This is a genomic window from Alphaproteobacteria bacterium (assembly GCA_019746225.1).
Classification (GTDB): domain Bacteria; phylum Pseudomonadota; class Alphaproteobacteria; order Paracaedibacterales; family VGCI01; genus VGCI01.
Map to the genome: position 1 here is coordinate 1 of JAIESE010000074.1, position 22,690 is coordinate 22,690.

22 protein-coding genes are annotated in these 22,690 nt (G+C 46.0%); 14 read left to right on the forward strand and 8 right to left on the reverse strand.

From position 1 onward, the window contains the following. Positions 1-263: 263 nt before the first annotated feature. Positions 264-1,670, forward strand: coding sequence for a type I glutamate--ammonia ligase (gene glnA, locus K2Y18_10300; protein MBX9806118.1), 1,407 nt, complete (start codon positions 264-266; stop codon positions 1,668-1,670). Between the two features lie 72 nt (positions 1,671-1,742). Beyond that, positions 1,743-2,117: a nuclear transport factor 2 family protein gene (locus K2Y18_10305; GenBank protein ID MBX9806119.1), complete on the forward strand. Its 375-nt coding sequence runs from the start codon at positions 1,743-1,745 to the stop codon at positions 2,115-2,117. A gap of 98 nt (positions 2,118-2,215) precedes the next feature. Here the strand turns inward: K2Y18_10305 and K2Y18_10310 are convergent, their stop codons facing one another. Beyond that, positions 2,216-3,232: a hypothetical protein gene (locus tag K2Y18_10310; protein ID MBX9806120.1), complete on the reverse strand. Its 1,017-nt coding sequence runs from the start codon at positions 3,230-3,232 to the stop codon at positions 2,216-2,218. A 246-nt stretch (positions 3,233-3,478) separates the two neighbouring features. Between K2Y18_10310 and K2Y18_10315 the strand changes: the two genes are divergently transcribed. Continuing rightward, positions 3,479-5,143 (forward strand): glycosyltransferase family 39 protein, encoded by a 1,665-nt coding sequence (locus K2Y18_10315; GenBank protein ID MBX9806121.1) that lies wholly within the window; start codon positions 3,479-3,481, stop codon positions 5,141-5,143. Between the two features lie 9 nt (positions 5,144-5,152). Beyond that, positions 5,153-6,313 (forward strand): DegT/DnrJ/EryC1/StrS aminotransferase family protein, encoded by a 1,161-nt coding sequence (locus K2Y18_10320; protein ID MBX9806122.1) that lies wholly within the window; start codon positions 5,153-5,155, stop codon positions 6,311-6,313. Here K2Y18_10320 and K2Y18_10325 read toward each other — a convergent pair. Together K2Y18_10325 and K2Y18_10330 are read right to left on the reverse strand one after the other, a co-directional pair. Continuing rightward, positions 6,282-7,253, reverse strand: coding sequence for a lytic transglycosylase domain-containing protein (locus K2Y18_10325; GenBank protein MBX9806123.1), 972 nt, complete (start codon positions 7,251-7,253; stop codon positions 6,282-6,284). The genes K2Y18_10320 and K2Y18_10325 overlap by 32 nt on opposite strands. A 731-nt stretch (positions 7,254-7,984) precedes the next feature. Beyond that, positions 7,985-8,143 (reverse strand): lipoprotein, encoded by a 159-nt coding sequence (locus K2Y18_10330; GenBank protein ID MBX9806124.1) that lies wholly within the window; start codon positions 8,141-8,143, stop codon positions 7,985-7,987. Positions 8,144-8,288: 145 nt separating this feature from the next. Between K2Y18_10330 and K2Y18_10335 the strand changes: the two genes are divergently transcribed. The 5 genes from K2Y18_10335 to K2Y18_10355 all read left to right on the forward strand — a co-directional run bounded on the left by K2Y18_10335 (position 8,289) and on the right by K2Y18_10355 (position 13,478). Then, positions 8,289-9,443, forward strand: a complete 1,155-nt coding sequence (locus K2Y18_10335; GenBank protein MBX9806125.1) for an isovaleryl-CoA dehydrogenase — start codon at positions 8,289-8,291, stop codon at positions 9,441-9,443. A gap of 128 nt (positions 9,444-9,571) precedes the next feature. Further along, positions 9,572-9,769: a 50S ribosomal protein L35 gene (gene rpmI / locus K2Y18_10340; GenBank protein MBX9806126.1), complete on the forward strand. Its 198-nt coding sequence runs from the start codon at positions 9,572-9,574 to the stop codon at positions 9,767-9,769. Between the two features lie 12 nt (positions 9,770-9,781). Continuing rightward, entirely contained in the window at positions 9,782-10,141 is a 360-nt protein-coding gene (rplT, locus tag K2Y18_10345) for a 50S ribosomal protein L20 (protein MBX9806127.1), read from the forward strand. A 92-nt stretch (positions 10,142-10,233) separates the two neighbouring features. Then, on the forward strand, positions 10,234-12,228 hold the full coding sequence (gene parE / locus K2Y18_10350) for a DNA topoisomerase IV subunit B (protein ID MBX9806128.1): 1,995 nt from the start codon (positions 10,234-10,236) through the stop codon (positions 12,226-12,228). A 71-nt stretch (positions 12,229-12,299) separates the two neighbouring features. Further along, positions 12,300-13,478, forward strand: a complete 1,179-nt coding sequence (locus tag K2Y18_10355; protein ID MBX9806129.1) for a trypsin-like peptidase domain-containing protein — start codon at positions 12,300-12,302, stop codon at positions 13,476-13,478. Between the two features lie 14 nt (positions 13,479-13,492). Here K2Y18_10355 and K2Y18_10360 read toward each other — a convergent pair whose 3' ends face one another. Together K2Y18_10360 and K2Y18_10365 are read right to left on the reverse strand one after the other, a co-directional pair. Then, positions 13,493-14,170, reverse strand: coding sequence for a hypothetical protein (locus tag K2Y18_10360; GenBank protein ID MBX9806130.1), 678 nt, complete (start codon positions 14,168-14,170; stop codon positions 13,493-13,495). Then, positions 14,157-14,591, reverse strand: a complete 435-nt coding sequence (locus K2Y18_10365; protein MBX9806131.1) for an FKBP-type peptidyl-prolyl cis-trans isomerase — start codon at positions 14,589-14,591, stop codon at positions 14,157-14,159. Before K2Y18_10365 ends, K2Y18_10360 begins: the two co-directional genes overlap by 14 nt. Before the next feature lie 466 nt (positions 14,592-15,057). Between K2Y18_10365 and K2Y18_10370 the strand changes: the two genes are divergently transcribed. The 4 genes from K2Y18_10370 to ispG are packed head-to-tail and all read left to right on the forward strand — an operon-like array spanning position 15,058 to position 18,409. Then, positions 15,058-15,807, forward strand: a complete 750-nt coding sequence (locus K2Y18_10370) for an ABC transporter substrate-binding protein (GenBank protein MBX9806132.1) — start codon at positions 15,058-15,060, stop codon at positions 15,805-15,807. Further along, on the forward strand, positions 15,804-16,460 hold the full coding sequence (locus K2Y18_10375; protein MBX9806133.1) for an amino acid ABC transporter permease: 657 nt from the start codon (positions 15,804-15,806) through the stop codon (positions 16,458-16,460). The genes K2Y18_10370 and K2Y18_10375 overlap by 4 nt, the downstream gene beginning before the upstream one ends. Further along, positions 16,453-17,163 carry an amino acid ABC transporter ATP-binding protein gene (locus K2Y18_10380; protein MBX9806134.1) on the forward strand — a complete coding sequence of 237 codons (711 nt, stop codon included), beginning with the start codon at positions 16,453-16,455 and terminating at the stop codon, positions 17,161-17,163. Before K2Y18_10375 ends, K2Y18_10380 begins: the two co-directional genes overlap by 8 nt. 16 nt (positions 17,164-17,179) lie before the next feature. Then, the gene (ispG, locus tag K2Y18_10385; protein MBX9806135.1) at positions 17,180-18,409 is read left to right on the forward strand and encodes a flavodoxin-dependent (E)-4-hydroxy-3-methylbut-2-enyl-diphosphate synthase; all 1,230 of its coding nucleotides are present in this window, start codon (positions 17,180-17,182) and stop codon (positions 18,407-18,409) included. A 97-nt stretch (positions 18,410-18,506) separates the two neighbouring features. Here the strand turns inward: ispG and der are convergent, their stop codons facing one another. Genes der through K2Y18_10400 form a run of 3 tightly spaced genes read right to left on the reverse strand, consistent with a single transcriptional unit; the run spans position 18,507 to position 21,929 of the window. Continuing rightward, on the reverse strand, positions 18,507-19,868 hold the full coding sequence (der, locus tag K2Y18_10390) for a ribosome biogenesis GTPase Der (protein MBX9806136.1): 1,362 nt from the start codon (positions 19,866-19,868) through the stop codon (positions 18,507-18,509). Between the two features lie 7 nt (positions 19,869-19,875). After that, entirely contained in the window at positions 19,876-21,210 is a 1,335-nt protein-coding gene (locus K2Y18_10395) for a PQQ-binding-like beta-propeller repeat protein (protein ID MBX9806137.1), read from the reverse strand. 35 nt (positions 21,211-21,245) lie between these two features. Continuing rightward, on the reverse strand, positions 21,246-21,929 hold the full coding sequence (locus K2Y18_10400; protein MBX9806138.1) for a tetratricopeptide repeat protein: 684 nt from the start codon (positions 21,927-21,929) through the stop codon (positions 21,246-21,248). Between the two features lie 313 nt (positions 21,930-22,242). Between K2Y18_10400 and apaG the strand changes: the two genes are divergently transcribed. Beyond that, positions 22,243-22,650, forward strand: coding sequence for a Co2+/Mg2+ efflux protein ApaG (gene apaG, locus K2Y18_10405; GenBank protein MBX9806139.1), 408 nt, complete (start codon positions 22,243-22,245; stop codon positions 22,648-22,650). The last annotated feature ends 40 nt before the right edge of the window (positions 22,651-22,690 follow it).

Consider the following 22,690-nt stretch of genomic DNA (forward strand, 5'->3'; position numbering starts at 1 on the left):
GGCTCCGTGCTCTTTGAGAACATAAACTATGCAAATCAGCACAGTGTCCTCGACATCACGCCAAATGTCATCGTCGTGTGAGGCAACATCTATTTCAACTTAAAAGAGGCCCAAGGAGGGCCTCTTTTTTTAGGGTTAAAAGGATCGTTGCGTCAAAGCGGGGAGGAAGTTATACAGCCACATCCATTCCCCGCCAATCTAAACAATTTATTAAATATCTATGATTTATAATGAGATATAAGGCACAACCCGGGATTGCTAAAATGTCTAATATGAAAGAATTATTGAACCGAATCGCGAAAGAGAACATTCAATATATTGATTTTCGCTTCACAGACATCCGCGGTGCCTGGCACCACATGTCCATACCCGCCTCAGCCATTACCCAAACACTTTTAGAAGAAGGTGTGTTTTTCGACGGCTCCTCCATTGCAGGCTGGCGATCCATCCACGAATCTGACATGGTTCTCTTGCCCGATTACACCCACGTTATGGTGGATCACTTTTCCTCGCAAAGCACGCTGGTTATCGTGTGCGACGTCCATGACCCCATCACCCGCCTCCCTTACGACCGCGACCCTCGCTCTATCGCCAAGCGCGCCCAGCGGTACCTCATTGCCTCTGGTATTGCAGATCAAGCGTACTTTGGGTCCGAGCCAGAATTCTTTCTCTTTGACAATGTACGCTTCGGCACAGGATACGCGGGCTCCTTTTATGAGATTGACTCTGACGAATTTCCCCAATCCAGCCAAAAATCCTTCGTTGAAGGCAATCCTGGCCACCGCCCCTTGCCAAAGGGCGCCTATTTTCCTGTGTCACCAAAAGATTCCTTGTATGACTTAAGGGCTGAAATGACCTCTGTCATGGCTGAGTTTGGCTTGATCATGGAAAAACATCATCATGAGGTAGCGCCATCTCAACACGAAATAGGCGTCAAGTATGCATCGTTGATTGACGCGGCGGACGGTTTGCAAACCTATAAATATGTTGTTCACAATGTGGCCCTTTCTTACGGAAAGACGGCAACCTTCATGCCCAAGCCCGTTTACGGAGACAATGGCTCGGGCATGCACGTCCATCAATCCCTTTGGAAGGGCAAAGTCCCATTGTTCGCGGGCAAAGAATATGCTGAGCTCTCCGAGACGGCCCTTTTTTACATTGGTGGGATATTGAAGCATGCCAACGCCTTAAATGCCTTCACAAATCCGACAACCAATAGTTACAAACGCCTGATTCCTGGATTTGAGGCCCCTGTTCTACTTGCTTATTCAAAGGGCAATCGCTCGGCCGCCTGCCGCATTCCCCTCACCTACGGAGATCATTCCCGACGCGTAGAAGTCCGATTTCCTGATGCGACCGCCAATGGATACCTCGCCTATTCAGCCATGCTCATGGCTGGCTTAGATGGCATCAAGAACCGGATTCACCCGGGTGATCCGGTCGATCATGATTTATATGAGGAAAAAGAGATCGCTAAAAAACTACCCAACGTCTGCGGCTCATTGAGAGAAGCTCTGATTAGCCTCGAAAAGAATGGACAATTCCTGACCGCAGGCGGTGTCTTTTCCGAAGACTTCATCAAAGCCTACTGTGCCTTGAAATGGCAGGAAGTCTATGAAATTGAGCATGCCCCCCATCCTTTAGAATTTAAGCTGTATTATAGCTCTTAAATTGCTCTGTGCGTCTGCCCTCAAATATTGTAATATCCAAATTCAGAACGACACAAAAAGGGACCAAAAAGAATGTCGTATGATAAGCAAAACCAAGATATTTTTCTGCAAATGATGGGAAACGTTGTAGAAAAATTGGATACATCCGAAATAGAACGTTATCTAACAAGAGACTTTGAGCTGGAAAGCAATCGTTGTTTGATGAATCTCAACAGATACCGCGACCACCTCAATGAAGCCTTCAAATCCCTTCGAAGCATACAGCTCAAAAGGCCCCTAACAGATGTCATCGCCAACGGCGATAAGTTAGCGGTTAGATTTTCAATGACAATTACCGATAAAATTGGCATAAGCGATGATGCGGATATCATTGCGATGCTACATTTTAAAGATAACAAGATACATCGGTGGTGCGAACTATCTTATCCAGATTGGCAAACGGAGTAAGTTTAAGGATCAGGTAAAGGGTAAGTAGCAAATAAACCTTCTTTCCCGAAATCAGATGATAGCGCCCTCAGTAAGGCTTACTTGCAACGATTCCTTCCTCAATGAAGCCGTCCCACCTTCCTTTGTTGATTCTCACGGTAGGCCTCAAAAGGCAAGATTCGTTCTAAATCAATATCATAGATGTTTGGCTCAAAGGCATAATAGAACGTTTTGCCCCGTCCCTGAAGCGTTTTGGCTGGATGGGCATAAATCTCCCAATGGCTCTTGTCTGGCTCCATAGCATTATTAGAATTTGAGTAACACATCATTTTCTTACGGTTCTTCAATTCTTTCAACAGCGGAATGTTGATCCCCTTTGCTTGACCGGAGCGCACCCAAACATCAAGTTGTTCAGGGATGTTAACGACCAACCCATGATCTTGAGCTTGATCATCGAGAAACAAGTAACTGCCCGTGCTTTCACATAAATAAGCTTCCGTGAACCCATGGCTTGATAGGATAGATTTGAAGAAAGCCTCAAAGTTCGGATCCGCAAACGCAAATTCTGAACCATCGCTTGGATGAATATTTTTCATAAACACTTCAGACATTTTATTGAAATATTGCCATTGCGCATCTTTCAAAGCTTGTGAAAGCTTCTCTTTCCAATCCGAATCCCTTTTGTTAATACAATATTGGATCATATCACTGTTGAGGACTTCGGAAAAATCATAGGGGTCCTTCTCATGAATGATAAGGATTTTTTGAATATTGGGGTCCTCAATTTTTTCAAAGAAGTCGATACCGGTCATCTCCGCATCTGATGTCGACGCGAAGGAGGAGGAATCGATCACAACCGTTGAAATTTCTTCAAATCTTTGAGGTCTGTAGATTTCCCGGTGTGTATCTGCTTTGGTGCGTTGATTCTTCAACCCCCCTTCGGACTTAGGAGCATATCGGTCGTAGAAAGGTTCTGGCTGATAAATTTCGTTCATATAGTGAAGTGCCTTGTCTATACAACTAAAGGCATCGAAAGTCATAGGTGATTTTGCCAATTCCCCTCCAACATATTTCAGCAATTGTGGTTGAGCCTCAACGATAACAACACGTGTGGGGTGAAAACAGCAAGGAATCATGGCGACCTCCCTTATTAAATTACACTATAACCAAGACCCGATTTTTTTACCATCGGCTTTTTACATACCTCATATTGGCATATTAGACATAAGATATAGGCATATCAGATTGATTCCTATGTGACATAACGTCAGCGACGGAAGCGCACAGGGATCGCACAGGGATCGCGATATTGAACCAGCAAACCTTATACTAGAGCCGGAAATGACTTGCATCCAGAAATGGGGTAGGGTTATGAATATGCTATGAAGTTTATAAATCGATCCCAAATTAATACATGGTATTGGATAGTACCCTTGCTGGGGATCCTGTTTGCCTTGTTTTTAGGAAACCGACCTTTTGCATCTCCGGATGAAGGGAGATATGTCGAGATTCCTCGAGAAATGGTCGCAACACAAGACTACGTCACCCCCCGTCTCAATGGGGTAAAATACTTTGAGAAGCCCCCCTTCTTTTATTGGTTTCAAGCGGCCAACATCCACTTATTTGGCATTTATGAATGGTCCATGCGCCTCAGCAGCGTCGCTTTTGCCCTAATCGGATGCTTGGGCACCTTTGCCTTTGGTCGTCGATTCTTTTCAAAAGAAGCAGGTATCGCCGCAGCATTAATCCTTGCAACAAGCCCCCTCTATTATGCCTTAAGTCGCCTCATCATCCTTGATATGACCATGACGACTCTTGTGACAATTAGTCTCTTTTGCTTCTTATGGACCGTCCACACACCCGCCGGTTACCAACGACGCTTATGGGCATGGGGATTTTATGCATTTTCAGCCCTTGCCGTCCTGACCAAAGGGATCATGGCCCCTGGCATTTCAGGGCCTGTCATCCTCATTTGGGCCCTTGGGACTGGGCGCTGGAAAGATTTGTGGCCTGCCTATATTCCGTCTGGTGCTCTTATCTTTTTCGCCATTGCCGCGCCGTGGCATATCTTGGCAAGCCTCGAAAACCCTGAGTTTGCTTACAAGTACTTCATTGTGGAGCATTTTTTGAGGTATACAACCTCCGTTCATTTACGAACCAAACCCTTTTATTTCTTTATCCCGGTCATTCTGCTTGGGCTGTTTCCCTGGGTCAGTCTCTTGTGGGGGGCGATCCAAGATGCCTTAAAAGCGCCCAAAACATCTGAACAACGGGGCGTCATATACTTCCTCCTCATCTGGGCGGTGTTTACCTTTGGGTTCTTTTCCATTTCGAACTCAAAGCTCGTTCCTTATATACTCCCTTGCTTTCCGCCCCTGGCAATAATTCTTGGTGCCTATTGGGTCAAGCTTTACCGCTCTGACTATTCGCCAGCAACTACCAAGACCATTCACCTATTTGCAGCGACGTTAGCCTTGTTCAGCTTAGGCGGCATCACCACCCTATGGGCCATGCCTCAGCTTCTGGACCATAAACCTCATCTGGTAAATCATTTTCTTCTCATGGGAGGCGCGTTTTTAGTCTTAGCCCTTGCTGCCCTTGTTTCAAGCCACTTGAAGCGTTATAAAGTCGCTTTGAGCACGATTCCCCTTTCGGCCATCATATTAGTGTTTTCCGTAATCTTTATGATGCCTGAACTTCAACGACCCTCAGTCAAACCCCTTGCTCAGATCATCCAAACCCTTAAAAAACCGGGTGACATTGTGGGTAGTTATAAGACATATTACCAGGATCTGCCTGTCTACGTGAACCAAACCGTCACGGTTATTGACATAAAAGGGGAGTTAGAATTCGGATGTGACGTTGAAGACTGTTCCCAATGGATGCTAAACGAAGCCCAATATATGAGCCTTTGGACAGGGGACAAGCGTCTTTTCATCATTGCACGAGCAGCAGAAATTAAGGATCTTGTTGGTCGCGTTCCCTCGTTTCAGTACCACCTCCTTGATCAAGATAATGGCAATATTTTAATAACGAATAAAACATGAGGCCTTAAGATGTCCCAAACTATCAAGAAAGAATTGACTGAATTCCTTCCTTTCTCACGCCCCACAATTAGTGAAGAGGCGATTGCCGATGTGGTTGAAACCTTACGCTCTGGCTGGATAACAACGGGGCCCCGCGTCGCGAAGTTTGAAGACGCCTTGCGGGCCTATCTCCAGACCCCTCACGCCTTGACGCTCACTTCTGCAACAACGGGACTCTATTTGGCTCTGGAGGCCTTGGAATTTGACAAAGGCGATGAAGTCATCACAACCCCCATGACCTTCGCAGGTACCTTGAATGTCATCGCCCTAAACGGTTTAAAACCTGTTCTTGTCGATGTTGAACCAGGCACCTATAACATGGATGTATCCCAGATCGCTTCAAAAATTACGCCACGCACAAAGGCCATTATGCCCGTTCACTTTGGGGGCTGTCCTGTTGACTTAGACCCCCTTTATGAACTGGCAGCAAAACACAATTTGCGGGTTATTGAGGATGCGGCCCATGCGATTGGAACGGAATACAAAGCTCGTCGTATCGGAAGTTTTGGGGATATGCAGGTGTTTAGCTTTCATCCAAACAAAAATATGACAACAGGCGAAGGGGGATGCATCTCTTTACGTGACGACGAGCTCGCCAAAAAGCTCACTTTACTGCGTTTTCATGGAATGGATCGCGAAGCATGGAATCGCTTTGGAAAATCTGGGTCCCAGCACTATGAAATCATAGCTCCCGGCCATAAAGCGAACATGATGGACCTCCAAGCCGCTGTGGGCATACATCAACTGGCAAGTCTAGATACGTTTATTGACCAAAGAAAGGCCCTTGTGGAGCGATATCAGGACGGCTTAAAGGATTGTCCAGGGCTCACCCTCCCCTCTTCCCCGTCCTATCCACACCGCCACGCCTGGCACCTCTTTGCGCCACTTGTGAATAATTTTGACAGAGACGAGGTCATGAGTCGCTTAAAAGAACGTAACATTGGCACAGGCCTCCATTACCATGCGGTGCACCTCTATCCCTTTTACCGGGAAACCTATGGCTGGAAGGAAGGGGATTTTCCTATAGCCGAGTCCATAGGGAATCGCATTTTCAGCCTCCCCCTCTTCCCAACGCTCACTCACACGCAGCAAGATCAAGTCATTGCGGTGTTGAGGGAGATTTTGGGATAACGATATTTTGAGGTTTAGAAGGTAAAACGCGATTACCTCTATTGACTGACACATGAATGATCTTTTCCGGTGCATCGCTTCCAACGACTCGGAATTGTCTTGGAGCCCCTCCTGTCGTCCGACCGAGCGTATTGACTATGACCTTGGGCGGCAGCGCGCCTCTGTTACCAAAACCTCGGATAATTTTTGGGCCACTTGAAACTCTACCCTCGCTTGCGCTTTGAGGAATGCCAGGCATTCCGCCATTGAAGCCTTTGTAGGGGGCAAAATGCACAACCATATTTACCCGGCGGCCACTGGGGGCTGCAACTTTGTGGACAATGACGCCTTGATGTTGGGCAAGATTGGATTGAAATGTATCTAATGATGATTGCATATCAAAAGAAGAGTCCATTGGCGAGGCCAAACTCACTTTTCCATTCTGAACCTTAGCCCAGGTCTTTAAAACTCGGGCTCTGTAAGGGGCATGGAATTTCGCCGTTGAGGAATGGTAATGGGCAACCGCGTTGACCCATGACCCCTTATTCAGCTTTTTGGCTTTGAGAAATTTGGCTGCATACGCAATGTTGGTCGCTGGATCAAAGGCCGCATCAAGGGTTGGAAAGGCGCCGGGATGTTGCTTAAGATTGACTTGCATACACCCCACATCAATACTGGTAATCCCAACCTGGCGAAGCTTACGAACCTTGGCAATCGCTTCGTTCTTTGTTGCAAAGACGTAAGGCTTACCATTCGCATTGATGGTCCAAGGCCATGCAACGTGGGATCCACCCATCTTACGGCCTGATTCCACAAGGGAAATGGCGGTTAATAAATTCTGGGGTATCCCATGGGCCATCTCATACCGGCGAATGAGCGAACCACACATATTCATGGATTGACTGTAGGCTTGACCAATTGTTAAGTACAAAACGGATCCAAGGACCATCAGTTTTTTCACCACAAGACATCCTCTTCCTAAAAATCAAAACAATTTTATCTGATTTCAGGATTATGCATGAATGGTTAATTTTTTATTAACATCCAAATTGTCGCAATGAGAATGGTGAGATATTATGTAGGTAACGCTTACTAAATAGCAAAGTCGCGGAGATAAGCCCGAAATTTCAGGCGTATCTCACATCGACGATACTTTAAGGAGATTGCTCTCCTTATAAGACCTGTTGTCCAAAAAAAACAACCTATTAGGTTGTTATTTTCTTAGTTACAGCAAGGCTTTGGTGTTTCACAACAAGGCATTGGGGTTGGTTTTGGCTCACAACATGGAGCAGGCTTGTTACAACCTGTGTTACAACAACCAGCTAACAATGCTACAACGAATAATCCGCTAATTACTTTCTTTGTCATTTTAATCTCCTATAGTTAATGATCACCTTTAGTATACCCAACAAATAGTAAATAAATAATTGACAATACTTATTCTTTTTCTTGATCACAAGCTTCATTCGTTGACTACTAAGGAGAATATAATTTCAAATTGTTTGAAGAAGCAAATATTTTATCTTGATTTTAAATTGAGAGACCGACTTGTCGTGATAGGGTCAGTGATTGCCAACGGGACCCATTGAGTCAAAGGCCGCAAAAGAAGTCTGTGCAACACCTTCACTTGCAACCTTTGACGAAACTTGAAAGGTCTTGTACTCTTTAAAAAGCAATTGTGATCAAAGAAACCTAAAAGGTTCCTTCGTACGGGCAATGACATGGGTAAGGAGCACAACATTTATCTTGAAGTGGTTCACCACAGGCATCGGGCCTACATCCACCCGTTCCCATGCCACAACAACCGCTTAAAAGTATAACAGCACATAATCCAGCAATATATTTTTTCATACCCACTCTCCTTTATTAAACTTCACCTTGAGTATGCTCTATCATAAGTAAACAAATTATTGACAAGGTCACTTCTGATGCTGGCGCGAAAGGCATAATCGTACCATAATAAAGATAGAAATGACGATAACGATGGGTGAATGACATGATTTCTCTTGATTTTAATCTAGGTGACACGGCAAATAGCGTACGAGATATGGTGCAACAATTTGCTGCTACAACCATTGCTCCTCGAGCGGCAGAAATTGATGAAAGCAACACCTTCCCTCGCGACCTTTGGCCACAACTTGGCGGGCTCGGTCTCCTAGGTATTACGGTCAGCCAATCTTATGGCGGTGCAGGCATGGGTTACGCAGAACATGTGATTGCTATGGAGGAAATCTCCCGGGCATCTGCTTCTGTTGGTTTAAGTTATGGTGCCCATTCAAACTTATGTGTGAATCAAATTAATCTCAATGGGTCTGTATCTCAAAAACAAATACATCTGCCACGCCTGGTTTCCGGAGAGCATGTCGGCGCTTTGGCCATGAGTGAGGCTGGCGCAGGATCTGACGTAATGTCTATGAAACTACGAGCAGAGGATCGGGGGGATCATTACTGCCTCAATGGTACCAAAATGTGGATTACCAATGGCCCAGACGCGGATATCTTGATTGTCTATGCCAAAACAGACCCAAGTGGAAGCAGCAAAGGAATTACAGCTTTTATCGTTGAAAAAGGGATGCACGGCTTTTCAACCGCACAAAAGCTGGATAAATTAGGAATGCGGGGCTCAAACACATGTGAGCTTGTCTTCAAGGATTGCCTAGTCCCCCGAGAAAACATCCTCGGAAAAGTCAACGAGGGCACCCGTGTGCTCATGAGTGGTTTAGATTTTGAACGCGTTGTCCTTGCTGGAGGCTCCCTCGGGATTATGCAAGCCTGTCTTGATGTTGCTATTCCGTATGTTCAAGAACGAGAACAATTTGGACAAAAGATCGGTGAATTTGAGTTGATCCAAGCAAAATTAGCGGATATGTATACCCAAATGAATGCGGCCCGGGCTTATGTCTACACGGTTGCAAAAGCTTGCGACAAAGGGCAGATAAACCGTAAAGATGCAGCGGGGGCCATACTCTTTGCAGCTGAGGCTGCAACCCGTTTGAGCCTTGATACCATCCAGATTTTAGGGGGCAATGGGTACATCAATGAATACCCTGCTGGGCGCTTGCTCAGAGACGCAAAACTCTATGAAATTGGTGCTGGAACATCAGAGATTCGACGTATGCTTATTGGACGGGAATTATTTAAAGGAAATTAGTCTTGAATTTTGCCACGAGAGTCGGCTATAAGTATGGATGTGCCTGTAAAAGACGGCGTGGCTTAAGGGTATGCCTATTCCGTTGTGGTACATTTTTTTAACATTTCTAATAAAGAAAAGAGAATGAAATGCCCAAGTTAAAAACAAAAAGTAGTGCGAAGAAACGGTTCCGCGTTACGGGAACTGGCAAAGTCAAAATGGGTCAGGCGGGTAAACGCCATGGTATGAGAAAGCGCACCAATAAAATGTTGCGCAATGCACGCGGTATGACAATCATGCATGAAGCGGACGCAAAAAAAGTTCTCAAATATTATTTCCATATGTAAGGAGACTCCATTATGGCACGCGTTAAAAGAGGCGTTACAACACACGCCCGTCACAAAAAAGTTTTAAAATTATCTAAAGGGTTCCGGGGACGCTCAAGCAAGTGCTTTCGGATTGCAATCCAACGCTTAGAAAAGTCCTGGCAATATGCTTATCGCGATCGTCGCAACAAGAAACGCGATTTTAGAGCCTTATGGATTCAGCGTATTAACGCCGCAGCCCGCGCTCATGGACTGCCCTACTCAAGGTTTATGAATGGATTGCTAAAAGCTGGCATTTCCATTGACCGTAAAGTTATGGCTGATTTGGCGATCCATCAACCTGAGGCCTTTAAGTCTTTGGTTGACCAAGCCCAAAAGGCTTTGGCTGCGTAAGGGTTTTATGGCGCATCCTTATTTATTGATTGTATTTTACCTCTCCCCTCGTGGGGGAGGTAGAAATATAGATACCCAAGGGCCATTAAATTATGTCTGATCTCTTCCGCCAAACCCCTCCCCTTCCCAATTCTCCAGCATCTAGTGCTGAGTATTCTGCTAAGGACATTGAAGTTCTGGAAGGCCTAGAGCCTGTGCGCAAGCGTCCGGGGATGTATATTGGGGGCACAGATGAGAAAGCGCTCCACCATTTGGCAGCTGAAGTCCTGGATAATGCCATGGATGAAGCCGTATCTGGTCATGCCAACCGCATTGATATTCGCCTCGAAGCCGGCGACATTATCTGCATTAAGGATAATGGTCGCGGCATTCCAACGGATCCCCACCCTAAATTTCCAACGCTCTCCGCCCTAGAGGTGATCTTAACGACCCTTCATTCAGGTGGAAAATTCAACAATGCTGTGTATGCAACGGCTGGCGGGCTCCATGGAGTGGGTGTCTCTGTCGTTAATGCCTTGTCAGACTTTTTAGAAGTTGAAGTTGCCAGGTCACGAAGCCTCTGGCGTCAAACCTATTCAAAGGGAAAGCCGACTTCGGCGCTCATTTTGCAAGAGGGCGCCACCAGCCGCCGAGGGACGACCATTCGCTTTCATCCTGACCCTGAAATTTTCGGTACCGCGCTTCATTTTCGGCCGGCGGCTCTCTATCAAATGGCTCGCGCTAAAGCTTATCTATTTAAGGGTGTGGAAATCAATTGGACGTGCGATCCCTCCCTATTAAAGGAAAATGATAAAGTTCCTCAGACCGAATGCCTCCATTACCCTGCGGGACTTGTGGATTATTTAACCCATCAACTTAAAGATCTCGCTTCTGTAACGGAAGCGCCCTTTTCAGGAGAGGCTACTTTTCCGAATAACCAAGGACGGGTTGAGTGGGCTGTTGCCTGGCCGTTAGAAGATTATGCAAATGATGAGGCAGGATGGATTTCTTCCTTTTGCAACACCATCCCAACACCACAAGGCGGAACACACGAAAATGGTTTTCGACAAGCGCTCACCCGCTCCCTCAAAGATTACGGGGACCGCATAGGAAATCGTCGAGCGGGGCAATTGACCAGCGAAGATGTTAGTGGCAGTGCTTATATGATTCTGTCCTGTTTCATTCATCAACCACAGTTCCAGGGACAAACAAAGGAAAAGCTCGCAAGCGTTGAAGCAACTCGGCTGGTTGAAAATACGGTCAAAGATCACTTAGATCATTGGCTCGGATCGCATCCTCAAGCAGCAACAGAACTTCTTGAGCATGTGGTGGGACGCGCAGAAGATCGCCTCAAGCGCCGCCAGGCCAAGGAAGTCGCTCGTGCCAGTGCAACTCGAAAACTACGTCTACCAGGTAAGCTTGCGGATTGTACGTCTAATATTGCTGCCAACAGTGAAATATTTCTTGTTGAAGGAGATTCCGCAGGCGGATCCGCTAAACAAGGGCGTGATCGTGCAACCCAAGCCGTCCTCCCCTTAAAGGGAAAAATTTTAAATGTGGCGAACGCCTCAATCGAAAAGCTTCATGCAAATCAAGAAATTCGAGATTTAGGCCTGGCCTTGGGTTGTGGTATGGGCAAACTTTGTGATCCTTCTAAATTACGCTATGGTAAAGTCGTTATCATGACCGATGCAGACGTTGACGGGGCACATATTGCTTCCTTACTGCTGACGTTCTTCTTTCAAGAAATGCGCACCATTATTGATTCTGGGAATGTTTATCTCGCCCAGCCCCCACTCTACCGCCTGACCCAAGGGGCGAAATCAGTGTATGCAAAAGATGACGCAGAAAAAGACGTGCTTTTAAGAGATCACTTTAAAGGGGCCAAGAATGTCGATGTTAGCCGCTTTAAAGGCTTAGGAGAAATGCTTCCGGCTCAGCTGCGCGACACCACCATGCATCGCGATAAACGTACCCTTTTGCGCGTCTTTATCAAGGACAATGAGGATATATCCCAATTCGTCGACCGCCTCATGGGCAAAAATCCAGAGGCCCGTTACACCTTCATTCAGGAAAATGCCCCTCATATACGTGATGTGGATGTCTAAGGATGTCGTCTTTTAAGAAGCACCTATATTTGACAATCTCAACCTTAAACTGTCTGGGGATACTGTTTGTTATGGCTGCCCCCTTTTCATCCTCATTAACGGCGGCCTCAAGTACCCCAAACAAACAAGAACAAAAGGACATTCCTTCTATTGTCTCGTCTTCTATACCAGCCATTGCTAAAATTTCAACAACTCATACCGTGTTAGGGCCTCGCAATTGCCACGTCGGACCAAACGTATCTCAAGAGCTCTTTGATTCCTCGAATGAAGAACCTCCTTCAGACCTCCATGAACTCCCCAAGATTCAAGAAATACAAGCTTCAGGAACAGGTTTTATTATTCAAGCTGATCATGATTCAGCTTACATTGTAACGAACTACCATGTAATCGCCAACGCGAACAACATTTCCATCGTACTCAATGACGAAATAGAACTAGAAGGAAATCTTCTAGCTTCAGATGCCAAAACTGACCTCGCCGTCCTGAAAGTCAGCACAAGACATTTACCTGCCAATCGACAGAAAATGACTCCCTTAGAGTGGGGTGATTCTGGGTCTGTTAAGGTAGGTGACTTTGTTCTCGCTATTGGTAATTCCTTTGGGATGGGACTTAATGTTAGCCACGGCATCGTCTCTAATCTCTCCCGCAGGTTAGATTCCCAAACCAACGGAGCCATAAAAACTCAATTTATTCAACACAGTGCCCCCATTCATCAAGGTAATTCTGGCGGACCTCTCTTAAATCTCGAGGGAAAGGTCGTAGCCATTAATACTGTTATCATCTCCCCAAATGGGGGTAACGTCGGAATAGGACTCGGTATTCCCTGTTCAGTTGCCAAGGAGCGTATCAAACAACTTATTGAATTTGGTCGCGTTCGTTATGGATGGCTCGGCATCAAAACACAATGTATCACAGGCGATGAGTGTGCAGACTTAAATTTAGACAAAAGAAGAAATTATAGGATTGTGAGCAGTGTGACACCATCTGGTCCTGGGGCCAAAGCTCAGATTCAGCCGGGGGACATTTTACTAAGTCTGAACGGCACTGAAGTCACAGAAAAAACAAATCTGACCCAATTGATCAGTGAGATGCCCGTTGGTGAAATTGTTAAAATTAGGCTGTATCGACCCGGTGAACATAATCAGGGACAATACCTAGATATTGAGGCAACTTTGGAAGAGTTTACGGGAAACCATCCTACACTGCCTCATGTAGTACAATCTCCCAAAACCCATGTCCTCAATACTTAAAAGTGAATACCCTTCTATTTCTGAACATAGACAGGCAAATTAATAAGATTAATCAACGGCTTGCCATCAAAGTTAGTCCGCACATCGCCTTCAACAGCAACACAAGCATAACCGACGACCTTGCACCCACATTTCTCTACCAGAGCTTTTGTTGCATTAAACGTGCCACCGGTCGAGACCACATCATCAAAGATAAGGACACGTTTGTTGGCAATGCGTTCCGCTTGATCTTTGCGCATATGTAGCTTCTTGCCGCCCCCAGTAATTGAAGCATAGTTCACAGAATGAAGAGGTTGGGCTTTCTCTGCACTTCGAAAAATGCAAAATTCCGGCGTTTCATCGGGACCTTTGGCTTTTCGAATTTCTTCAAACAAAAGCGCACCCAACATATTCGCTTTATCTCCCGGCAGAACAACAACATCGATGTCCTTCAAAAGATCCGCTTCTTTTAATTTTTCCACAAGGGCCAATGAGACAGATTCTGCCATCTTGATGTTGTCACAAAAATCAGAAATATATACAATCTTGACCTTCGTGTCGCCCTTTGGGGCCATAACATCATACACCTTTGTAAAGTTTCCAATTTTAACGGTGAAGGTATCAGGAGCCTTATTGACCGCTGCCCAAGAGGCAACGGAAAATAAGGAAAATAGTCCTAATAAAACCCCAATGTAAGTTTTAGCCTTCAACACCAATCAGCTCCACGTCAAATGTTAATGGAGTATTGGGAGGAATCACGCCGCCCGCACCAGCAGCCCCGTAGGCTAAATCAGCAGGAATCACTAGGGTGCGTTGACCACCAATATTCATATCTGCAATGCCAATGTCCCAGCCCTTAATGACTTGGCCTTTACCAAGGGTGAATTTGAAGGGTTCACCACGTGTTCTGGAGCTGTCAAAAACAGTCCCATTTGGCAATGTTCCCGTGTAATGTACGATCACAACATCACCTTCTTTTGGCTTCTTGCCAACGCCAGGCTTAATGTCTTTATATTCTAGACCAGATTCTGTTTTGGTGAGATTTTCTGTCTTTGTTGTTTTTGGTGAATCTGCCCATAATGGCATTGGAGAAAGGGCGGTAATGGCAGCTGCAGCAACGATTTTCTTGATCATGATGAGACTCCTGATAAGTTGATATCTTTGACCCTATCATAATTGCCTATCTTATTTTCCTTGTCAATCTCTGGAATTGGCGTTTTTGACTAAGATAAAACATATCCAAAACTTTTGGTATTTTTAACTATTTCCATGAAAAATTTGCCAGTGATGCGGCTAAAGAAATTTGTCAAATTTGCCCAGAAGCCGAGAAAGATATCTTTGGAACAGAAGCCGACACAAACCGCAATTTTGAATACCATGGAGAAAATGCCCTCAAAAGGAACAAAAAACTGATGGGATGATTCTATAAGCGTATCGATGCTCACATCTAGTTAAGCCTATGGAATGGCACATCTCCTCCTGTGCCATTCCATTTTACTCCCCCCCCCTTGAGGACTATATCTTTTACTCTTGCAGTTTTTCCTTAAAAACAATAAAACTTGAAGAAGGACATTTATAAATTCTGGCCTGGAGAATTGTCATGAAAATTTCAAAATTGTTGGGTGTTATCTTTACTGCACTTGTGTTCTTCACAGCATGTGAAGGAAAGAAAGATGGCAGTGCCAACACGCTAACCGTCGGTGTTTCAGCCGATTATGCCCCTTTTGAATTTTTCAAAGATGGCGAAATTGTTGGATTTGACATTGATCTCATGAAAGAAATTGCCAAGCGCTTAAACAAAGATGTGAAGTTTAAAGACCTATCCTTTGATGCGATTTTGGGCTCCCTGTCAACGGACCGATTGGATGCAGCGATTTCATCCATCGAGCCAACAGAAGAACGCCGCAAATCTATTGATTTCTCTCATGAATACATCAAATCAAACCGTGTTTTGGTTTGTAAGGGAACTTCTAGCATTAAAGAAGTTGATGATCTTGCGGATGGAACCGTCGGTGTTCAAAGCGGCTCAACACATGAAACTTATGCCAAGGATAATTTAAGTCAGAATGTGCAGCTAAAGGTAAAATCCTTGGCTAAAGTACCCGACCTCCTTCAAGATATGGAAATTGGAAACATCACGTGCCTGATCCTTGGCATTGATGAAGCTGAAGCCATTCTAAAGTCTCGTGAGAATTTGAAGATGGTTAAAGTGCCCGGCGAAGTTACTGGCTCAGCAATAGCCTTTCCAAAAGCCTCACCCCTTAAAGATAAGGTGAATAAGATTTTGGAAGAAATGGAATCAGACGGATCCCTCAAGAAGCTGAAGGATCATTGGCTCACCACCAAATGACGCTCCATTTTGACGCCATCATCCCCTCCCTCCCCTTCATTTTAGCGGGTGTCGGCGTTACAATTAAGTTTACGCTTGTATCGTTATTATGCGGGTTGCCTTTAGGCATACTATTGGCCCTTGCCAAAATTTCTCATCAAACCTCCCTTCGCTGGTTTGCAGAAGCGTATACCTCCGTCTTCCGGGGGACGCCCTTGTTGGTCCAATTGTTCATCTTCTACTTTGCCACTCCTCAATTAACCGGATATGCCTTGTCCACATTTGAAGCCGGCGTGCTAACGTTCTCTCTCAATTCCGCTGCCTATAGTTCAGAGATCATTCGCGCTGGCATACAAGCGATTGATCGGGGGCAATGGGACGCCGCCCATGTCTTGGGACTCTCTTATTATCAGACCTTGCGAACCGTTATTTTACCTCAATCGGTACGCAATATTCTACCCGCCTTAGTGAATGAGATTGTTGACTTATTGAAAGAATCTGCCCTTATATCCACATTGGGTGAAGCGGATCTGTTACGCCGCTCCCAAATTGTGGCCAGCGAGAAGTACCTTTTCTTTGAACCTCTATTGATTGCGGCAGTTGGATATTACATTATGGTCATGGTTGTAAGCCTTGGTGCCAAACTTCTCGAGCGGAAAATGCGCCATGCTTAAAGCGTCCCATTTATCTAAGTCATTCCACAACCAACTGATATTAAATGATATTTCTTTTGATATCCCCATGGGAACCATCGCTGCTCTCTTAGGCCCATCGGGAAGTGGTAAATCTACGCTCCTTCGCTGTATTAGCCGTCTTGAGAATGCCGAAAGCGGGAATCTCACCTTCCAAGAACAGTCTTTATCAGATCTGCCTCCCTGGTCCATTGGCATGGTATTTCAAGGGTTCCACTTGTTTCCCCATATGACGATTCTACAAAATCTCATCCACGCCCCTGTCCAGTTAAAGCAACTGTCAAAAGACGCGGCAATGAAGCAAGGGAAAGCCCTCCTAAAGCAGTTTGGATTGTCCGATAAGGCAGAAATGCACCCCAACCAACTCTCCGGGGGTCAAAAGCAGCGTGTCGCCATTGCCCGCGCGCTCATCGTCAATCCCCCGATCCTTCTCTTTGATGAGCCCACCTCAGCCCTTGACCCTGAAATGGTTTCCGAAGTCGCAAGTTTAATCAAAAGCTTGAAATCACCGGAGCGCTTGATTATTATGGCAACACACGAGTTGCGTGTGGCAAAGCTGGCGGCGGATCAAATCTTATTCCTTGACCAAGGTATACTGGTCGAAGACGACCCTAAAGACGATTTCTTCAAGAAGCCAAAAACGAAACGGGCCACCCAATTCATAAAGAACTTAACCGTTTCATAAGACAATTGGGGACCCAATGGTAAAATTAGCAAAAATTAAGCGTCACAAGACGCACAAAGTCCAAGTTGGCTCTTTCTTTATAGGGGGGGATGCTCCTATCCTGGTTCAATCCATGACCAATACGGACACAGCCGATGCCAAAGGAACTGCCGACCAAGTCATCAGTCTGGCAAAGGCCGGCTCTGAGATTGTGCGTATCACCGTCGACCGTCCTGAGTCCGCAGCCGCTGTTTCTAAAATAAGGGATCTTGTTGAAAAAGAAGGCCTTGATGTGCCCTTGGTGGGATGTTTCCATTACAATGGTCACCGCCTGTTAGAAGACTATCCGGATTGTGCTGAAGCTTTGGCAAAATACCGCATAAATCCTGGAAACGTTGGCTTTGGCGAAAAGCGGGACAAACAATTTGAGATGATGGTGGAAACCGCCCTGAAATTTAATAAACCCGTCCGCATTGGCGTCAATTGGGGCAGTCTGGATCAAGAATTGGCCCAAGGCCTGATGGATGAAAATGGGAAGTCCCCCAACCCCCGTTCCGCCGATGAGATTTTGCGCGAAGCCCTCGTGTTATCAACGATCACGAGTGCAAAGCACGCAGAAACCGTTGGGTTGCGTGCCGACCAAATTATCTTGTCCGCAAAAGTAAGCCGCGTCCAAGATCTCATTGTTGTGTATCGGGAACTCGCCCGACAAAGCAATTATTCCCTCCACTTAGGCTTGACAGAAGCAGGGCTCGGCTCCAAGAGCATCGTAGCAACCACGGCCGCCGTTGCCATCCTTTTACAAGAAGGCATCGGGGATACTATCCGCGCATCGTTGACCCCAACCCCTGGAGAGGCGCGGGAGCGCGAAGTCATTGTCTGTCAGGAAATCCTCCAAACCATGGGATTACGATCCTTCAACCCGCTTGTCTCTGCGTGCCCAGGCTGTGGACGCACCACCAGCACCTACTTCCAAACCTTGGCCTCAACCATCCAAGATTATGTCCGGGATCAAATGCCTGAATGGTCCAAAAAATACCCTGGCGTGGAAAACATGAACCTCGCTGTTATGGGTTGCATCGTAAATGGTCCAGGGGAGAGCAAGCACGCCGACATCGGCATCAGCCTGCCCGGCACCGGGGAATCACCCGTCGCCCCCGTCTTTATGGATGGCGTGAAGACCCACACATTGCGCGGCGATCATATAGCTGATGAGTTTAAAGGCCTTCTGGTGAACTACGTTGAAAAGAGGTATGGGGCGCAGTAGTTGGTTCTATGATGACTCCCCCTCATGTGAGTATATCTTTGTTTAGATTAGAATAATTGCTGAGATAACAATTTTAGAAGGCAGTCTTTGCGTAACATCACTTTTTATCTGCATAGGGATTCTTGCCCTGGCGCATGTAAATGCGCAAAGGAACGCCGGGAAGATCAAAGTCTTTGCGCATTTGGTTGACCAAATAGCGTGTGTAGGATGTGGGAAGCTCCCCCGCTTGACTTGAAAACAATGCAAACGTTGGGGGGCGGGTTTTGATTTGGGTCATGTACTTCAAGCGAATCCGGCGGCCCGCAACAGCTGGGGTCGGGTGTTGATTGACCACATATTGCAACCACTGATTAAGTTTGGCGGTCGGCAGTCGTCGATTCCAGGCTTCAAATACTTGAAATGCCGCTTCCATCAACTTATCTAAATTCTTAGCATGGAGTGCAGATATCGGAATGCAAGGTATGCCACGAACTTGGTTTAGCTGAACATCCAGGATTCGCTGAACCTCTTTCATTTGCTTGTCTTTATCTTTGACCAAATCCCATTTGTTTAACGCCAGCACAATCGCCCGCCCCTCGTCCTCTATGTCGCTGACAATACTCAGCTCCTGGCGCTCTAAAGGCATTGTTGCATCCACCAGCACAATCACCACTTCCGCATATTGAATAGTACGCTTAGTATCCATGACCGCAAGTCGTTCCGCTGATTCCGAAACACGGGCGGCTTTTCGCATGCCGGCCGTGTCAGTCAGGCGAATGCGACGACCTTTGTGTTCCCAATCAAGCGCAATCGCATCGCGCGTCACCCCCGGCATATCACCTACGAGCAGGCGCTCTTGGCCGATGAGCTGGTTAATGAGGGTCGATTTTCCAACATTCGGCCGGCCCACAATAGCGAGTTGAAGGGGCTTTTCTAGGACTTCCCCGTCTTCATCCGTATCGTCCTTATCAGCGGGGATATGGGTCGCAAGGGCATCATATAGCTCAGTTAAGCCCTCTCCATGTTCAGCAGAAATCGGAATGACTTCCCCCAACCCCAAGGAATGAGCATCCGACAGACCCAAATTCCCATGACGGCCTTCACATTTATTGGCAAGTACAAGAAATGGCTTTTTCTGACGACGGATGAGTTTCGCAAGATCCTGATCATAAGGCGTGCACCCTTCCCGACCATCAACAACAAACAAAATAAGGTCCGCTTGATCAATGGCAGCCAAGGTTTGGCCCATCATGGATTTTGTCAGTTGGGAGGTATCCGGATCCGCAAGGCCTGCGGTATCAATAATCATAAAGCTCAAATCAAACAGATGGCCGTGGCCTTCACGACGATCCCGTGTCATGCCGGGTTGGTCATGGACAAGCGCCAGGCGTCTGCCTACCAACCGATTGAATAAAGTCGATTTTCCAACATTGGGACGCCCTATGATGACAATTGTGTATGAGGACTCTTCATAGGCCATTTTATTTTTACGATTTCTTTTCTGCGCCCGAATACTTAAGAAGAGTTGCATTATCCGTTAAGACATACAACGCTCCATCTGCCACGATTGGAGACGAACTCGCTGGCTCTTCCATATCAAGTTTCTTAATCATAGATCCATTTTTCAAGGAGGCGAAATGCAACTGACCATTTGACCCAGTGAGGACAAGGGCGTCACCGGCAATAATCGGCCCAGCCCATAGGACAATGCGTTTGTTATCATCAACTTTTGGTAAAGAAACGGCCCAATGAATCTTGCCAGTCGCTGCTTTGATGCACACTAAATCGCCATCATTTGTCACAAGGAACAGTGAATCACCCATGATGGCAGGGCTTCGAATTCCAGCGATTTCCCGCTGCCACAATCGATTCCCTGACTTCAAGTCCAGCGCCACCATTTGTCCGCCATGACTGATGATATAGACGACACCCCCAGATATCAAAGGCCGTGCGCGTATATGGGCAATACTGGCGACTGAATCAATGCGCAACGCTGGATTTAACAACTCCCCCCAAATTGGTTGACCCGTATTGGCGTTAAAGGCAAAGATTTCTCCAGAGGAATACACGGAGACGACAATGCCGTCCGCAACTGCAGGACTAGCTCCCCCTAGAATGCCAGCGGCTTCTGATATTCCGGAATGACTCCATAAGGAATTACCCGTGGTTGCTGTATAAGCGTGTGTTTCATTGTTGATCGTTAAGGCATAGACCGTACCATCCTTGATGGTGGGCGCAACACGAGAAGGCGCACCTAGTGGTTTGCGCCACAAGATTTTTCCATCACTTGCTTTAAGAGCGAGCAATTCCCCGAAAGATGTTGCACAATAAAGGACCCCATTATCATAGGAAATACCCCCACCCATCGCTTCTGAGCCATGGGCTTCCGGAAGAGTATCAACCGTCCACAAAATCGCCCCATCTTTAACGTTAACTGCAGTTACCCTACCCACGGCATCGGATGCATAAACGCGATCATTTGCCATTACCGGCCCTGACGTTAAGCGATGGTCTTCGCTTACCCCGGAGCCAATGTTTGTTGACCATGTTTGGTGTAAAGTTTTCGGCAGGTTCGCGTTCGGCATCACATGAGAGGGAACGCCACCAGCTTGAGACCATTCCTTATTTCGATGCATTGGTGTCACCACAATAGGGGAATGTTCAACTTCAAAGTCTGGCGTTACGGTTGTGTCAATTGACAAAACAGTTTCTCTTTTCCCTGACAAATGGACTTTCTCTTTAAACGTATCACAAGCAGTCAAGAAAAGTGCAGAACTTGCAAGCAGGGCCACAACAGAGGTCGGTTTCATGGATTGGATCATGGTTGTCTCTCGTATTTATAAATTAAAAGGTGTGTTTATTCACTCATGTTTGTTGATACAATCTGGACCATCAACCGGGACCTCATCGAAATACCTGCTGGCGTCTGATTGTCTTGTACCAATTTTGCAAAAATCTCTGCAGCTTTTGAACTATCGCCTTTCCGATGCAGAAGAACACCCTTCATTTCTCTGGCGAAATAGCGCCAGGGGTTCGTATCCTTCGTCAATTCTTCAAGTTGTCCGATTAATTCATCCGGTTTTATAGCCTGATCATCCATGGCACCCATTACGGCCAAAAAGGTTGCTAAATCGCGCCATAGGGGGTCAATACTTGTGTTCTTAGCCAGTTGCTTATAAATTCCAATAGCCTCAGCTGTTTTTGCTTTGTCCCCTTGCTTCAACAGAAGACCTGCCTTTTGAAAAACAGCCAAAGGTTGGTATGTTTTATTGCTGATGGTGGACATATTATTCAAGATCACTAAAGCTTTTTCAGTATCACCATGGGCAATCAACTCTTGAGCCGATATGAGCTTATCCGCCATTTCTAGGCGCTTTGTTTTGTCGTAATGACACCATAAATTATAAGCGACTATCAAAACGATAATGCCTGATAATCCACTCAAGATGATCCTACCATACTGTTTCCAAAGAGCTAGGAACTTCTCTTGACGAATATCTTTTTGAACCTCTTCCAGGAACTCATCAAACTTTTCAGCCATTCAAACGCCTCATAATTTTATCATATGATTTATAATTTTCTCTTTGCACTATAGCAACTGTTGAGACATTTCCGTATAAAAAAATGAGTCTCGATCTCATTTAGAACAATTTTTTCTTCATGGAGCACTCAAGAGGATCGCTGCTTTACAATAAAAGCCGCTCATTGAGTCCTCAAAAACATATACGCTCCTATTTTCAATAGGATATCGAATATCTGACAAAATTCACGAAAATATGGCTAGCGCTTCCCCCATAATTCAGGCTATTTATCGAGCAGTCAAATAACTGGATCTGATGAAAGAGATGATAATTATGGGGACCGCACCGGCCTACACACAAACCACTCACGAAATTCGCGTGTCTGTTGTGCCGATGTACCTCAAAAACCAGTCTGACCCTTGCGAAAACAACTTTGTTTGGGCCTACCATATTTGTATTGAGAATAAGGGATCCCAAACGCTGCAACTCATGTCCCGTTATTGGAAAATCACAGATGCCATGGGAAGAGCGCAAGAAGTTCGAGGCGACGGTGTCGTTGGGGAACAACCCATCCTTCCCCCGGGCGGAAAATTCGAATATACGAGCAGCGTGAGCCTTACACTCCCCTCTGGTGTCATGGTTGGAACGTACAAGTTGCAAAATCTTGCCGGCGATGCGATCGATGTCTCCATTCCCCTATTTTCCCTAGATGCACCACAAGCCTCAAAGACAGTTCATTAAGTCTCTAATTTTCAATCCACCATATGCTCATTTATTAATT

What these genes read in the sequence shown, in the direction of transcription:
- K2Y18_10365 (MBX9806131.1), bottom strand. Translation starts at nt 14,591, where the DNA reads ATGATCAAGAAAATCGTTGCTGCAGCTGCCATTACCGCCCTTTCTCCA.
- K2Y18_10395 (MBX9806137.1), bottom strand. Translation starts at nt 21,210, where the DNA reads ATGATCCAATCCATGAAACCGACCTCTGTTGTGGCCCTGCTTGCAAGT.
- K2Y18_10355 (MBX9806129.1), top strand. Translation starts at nt 12,300, where the DNA reads ATGGCTGCCCCCTTTTCATCCTCATTAACGGCGGCCTCAAGTACCCCA.
- K2Y18_10380 (MBX9806134.1), top strand. Translation starts at nt 16,453, where the DNA reads ATGCTTAAAGCGTCCCATTTATCTAAGTCATTCCACAACCAACTGATA.
- der (MBX9806136.1), bottom strand. Translation starts at nt 19,868, where the DNA reads ATGGCCTATGAAGAGTCCTCATACACAATTGTCATCATAGGGCGTCCC.
- glnA (MBX9806118.1), top strand. Translation starts at nt 264, where the DNA reads ATGTCTAATATGAAAGAATTATTGAACCGAATCGCGAAAGAGAACATT.
- K2Y18_10400 (MBX9806138.1), bottom strand. Translation starts at nt 21,929, where the DNA reads ATGGCTGAAAAGTTTGATGAGTTCCTGGAAGAGGTTCAAAAAGATATT.
- apaG (MBX9806139.1), top strand. Translation starts at nt 22,243, where the DNA reads ATGGGGACCGCACCGGCCTACACACAAACCACTCACGAAATTCGCGTG.
- rplT (MBX9806127.1), top strand. Translation starts at nt 9,782, where the DNA reads ATGGCACGCGTTAAAAGAGGCGTTACAACACACGCCCGTCACAAAAAA.
- K2Y18_10310 (MBX9806120.1), bottom strand. Translation starts at nt 3,232, where the DNA reads ATGATTCCTTGCTGTTTTCACCCCACACGTGTTGTTATCGTTGAGGCT.
- ispG (MBX9806135.1), top strand. Translation starts at nt 17,180, where the DNA reads ATGGTAAAATTAGCAAAAATTAAGCGTCACAAGACGCACAAAGTCCAA.
- K2Y18_10320 (MBX9806122.1), top strand. Translation starts at nt 5,153, where the DNA reads ATGTCCCAAACTATCAAGAAAGAATTGACTGAATTCCTTCCTTTCTCA.
- K2Y18_10335 (MBX9806125.1), top strand. Translation starts at nt 8,289, where the DNA reads ATGATTTCTCTTGATTTTAATCTAGGTGACACGGCAAATAGCGTACGA.
- rpmI (MBX9806126.1), top strand. Translation starts at nt 9,572, where the DNA reads ATGCCCAAGTTAAAAACAAAAAGTAGTGCGAAGAAACGGTTCCGCGTT.
- K2Y18_10330 (MBX9806124.1), bottom strand. Translation starts at nt 8,143, where the DNA reads ATGAAAAAATATATTGCTGGATTATGTGCTGTTATACTTTTAAGCGGT.
- K2Y18_10315 (MBX9806121.1), top strand. Translation starts at nt 3,479, where the DNA reads ATGAAGTTTATAAATCGATCCCAAATTAATACATGGTATTGGATAGTA.
- K2Y18_10305 (MBX9806119.1), top strand. Translation starts at nt 1,743, where the DNA reads ATGTCGTATGATAAGCAAAACCAAGATATTTTTCTGCAAATGATGGGA.
- K2Y18_10370 (MBX9806132.1), top strand. Translation starts at nt 15,058, where the DNA reads ATGAAAATTTCAAAATTGTTGGGTGTTATCTTTACTGCACTTGTGTTC.
- parE (MBX9806128.1), top strand. Translation starts at nt 10,234, where the DNA reads ATGTCTGATCTCTTCCGCCAAACCCCTCCCCTTCCCAATTCTCCAGCA.
- K2Y18_10375 (MBX9806133.1), top strand. Translation starts at nt 15,804, where the DNA reads ATGACGCTCCATTTTGACGCCATCATCCCCTCCCTCCCCTTCATTTTA.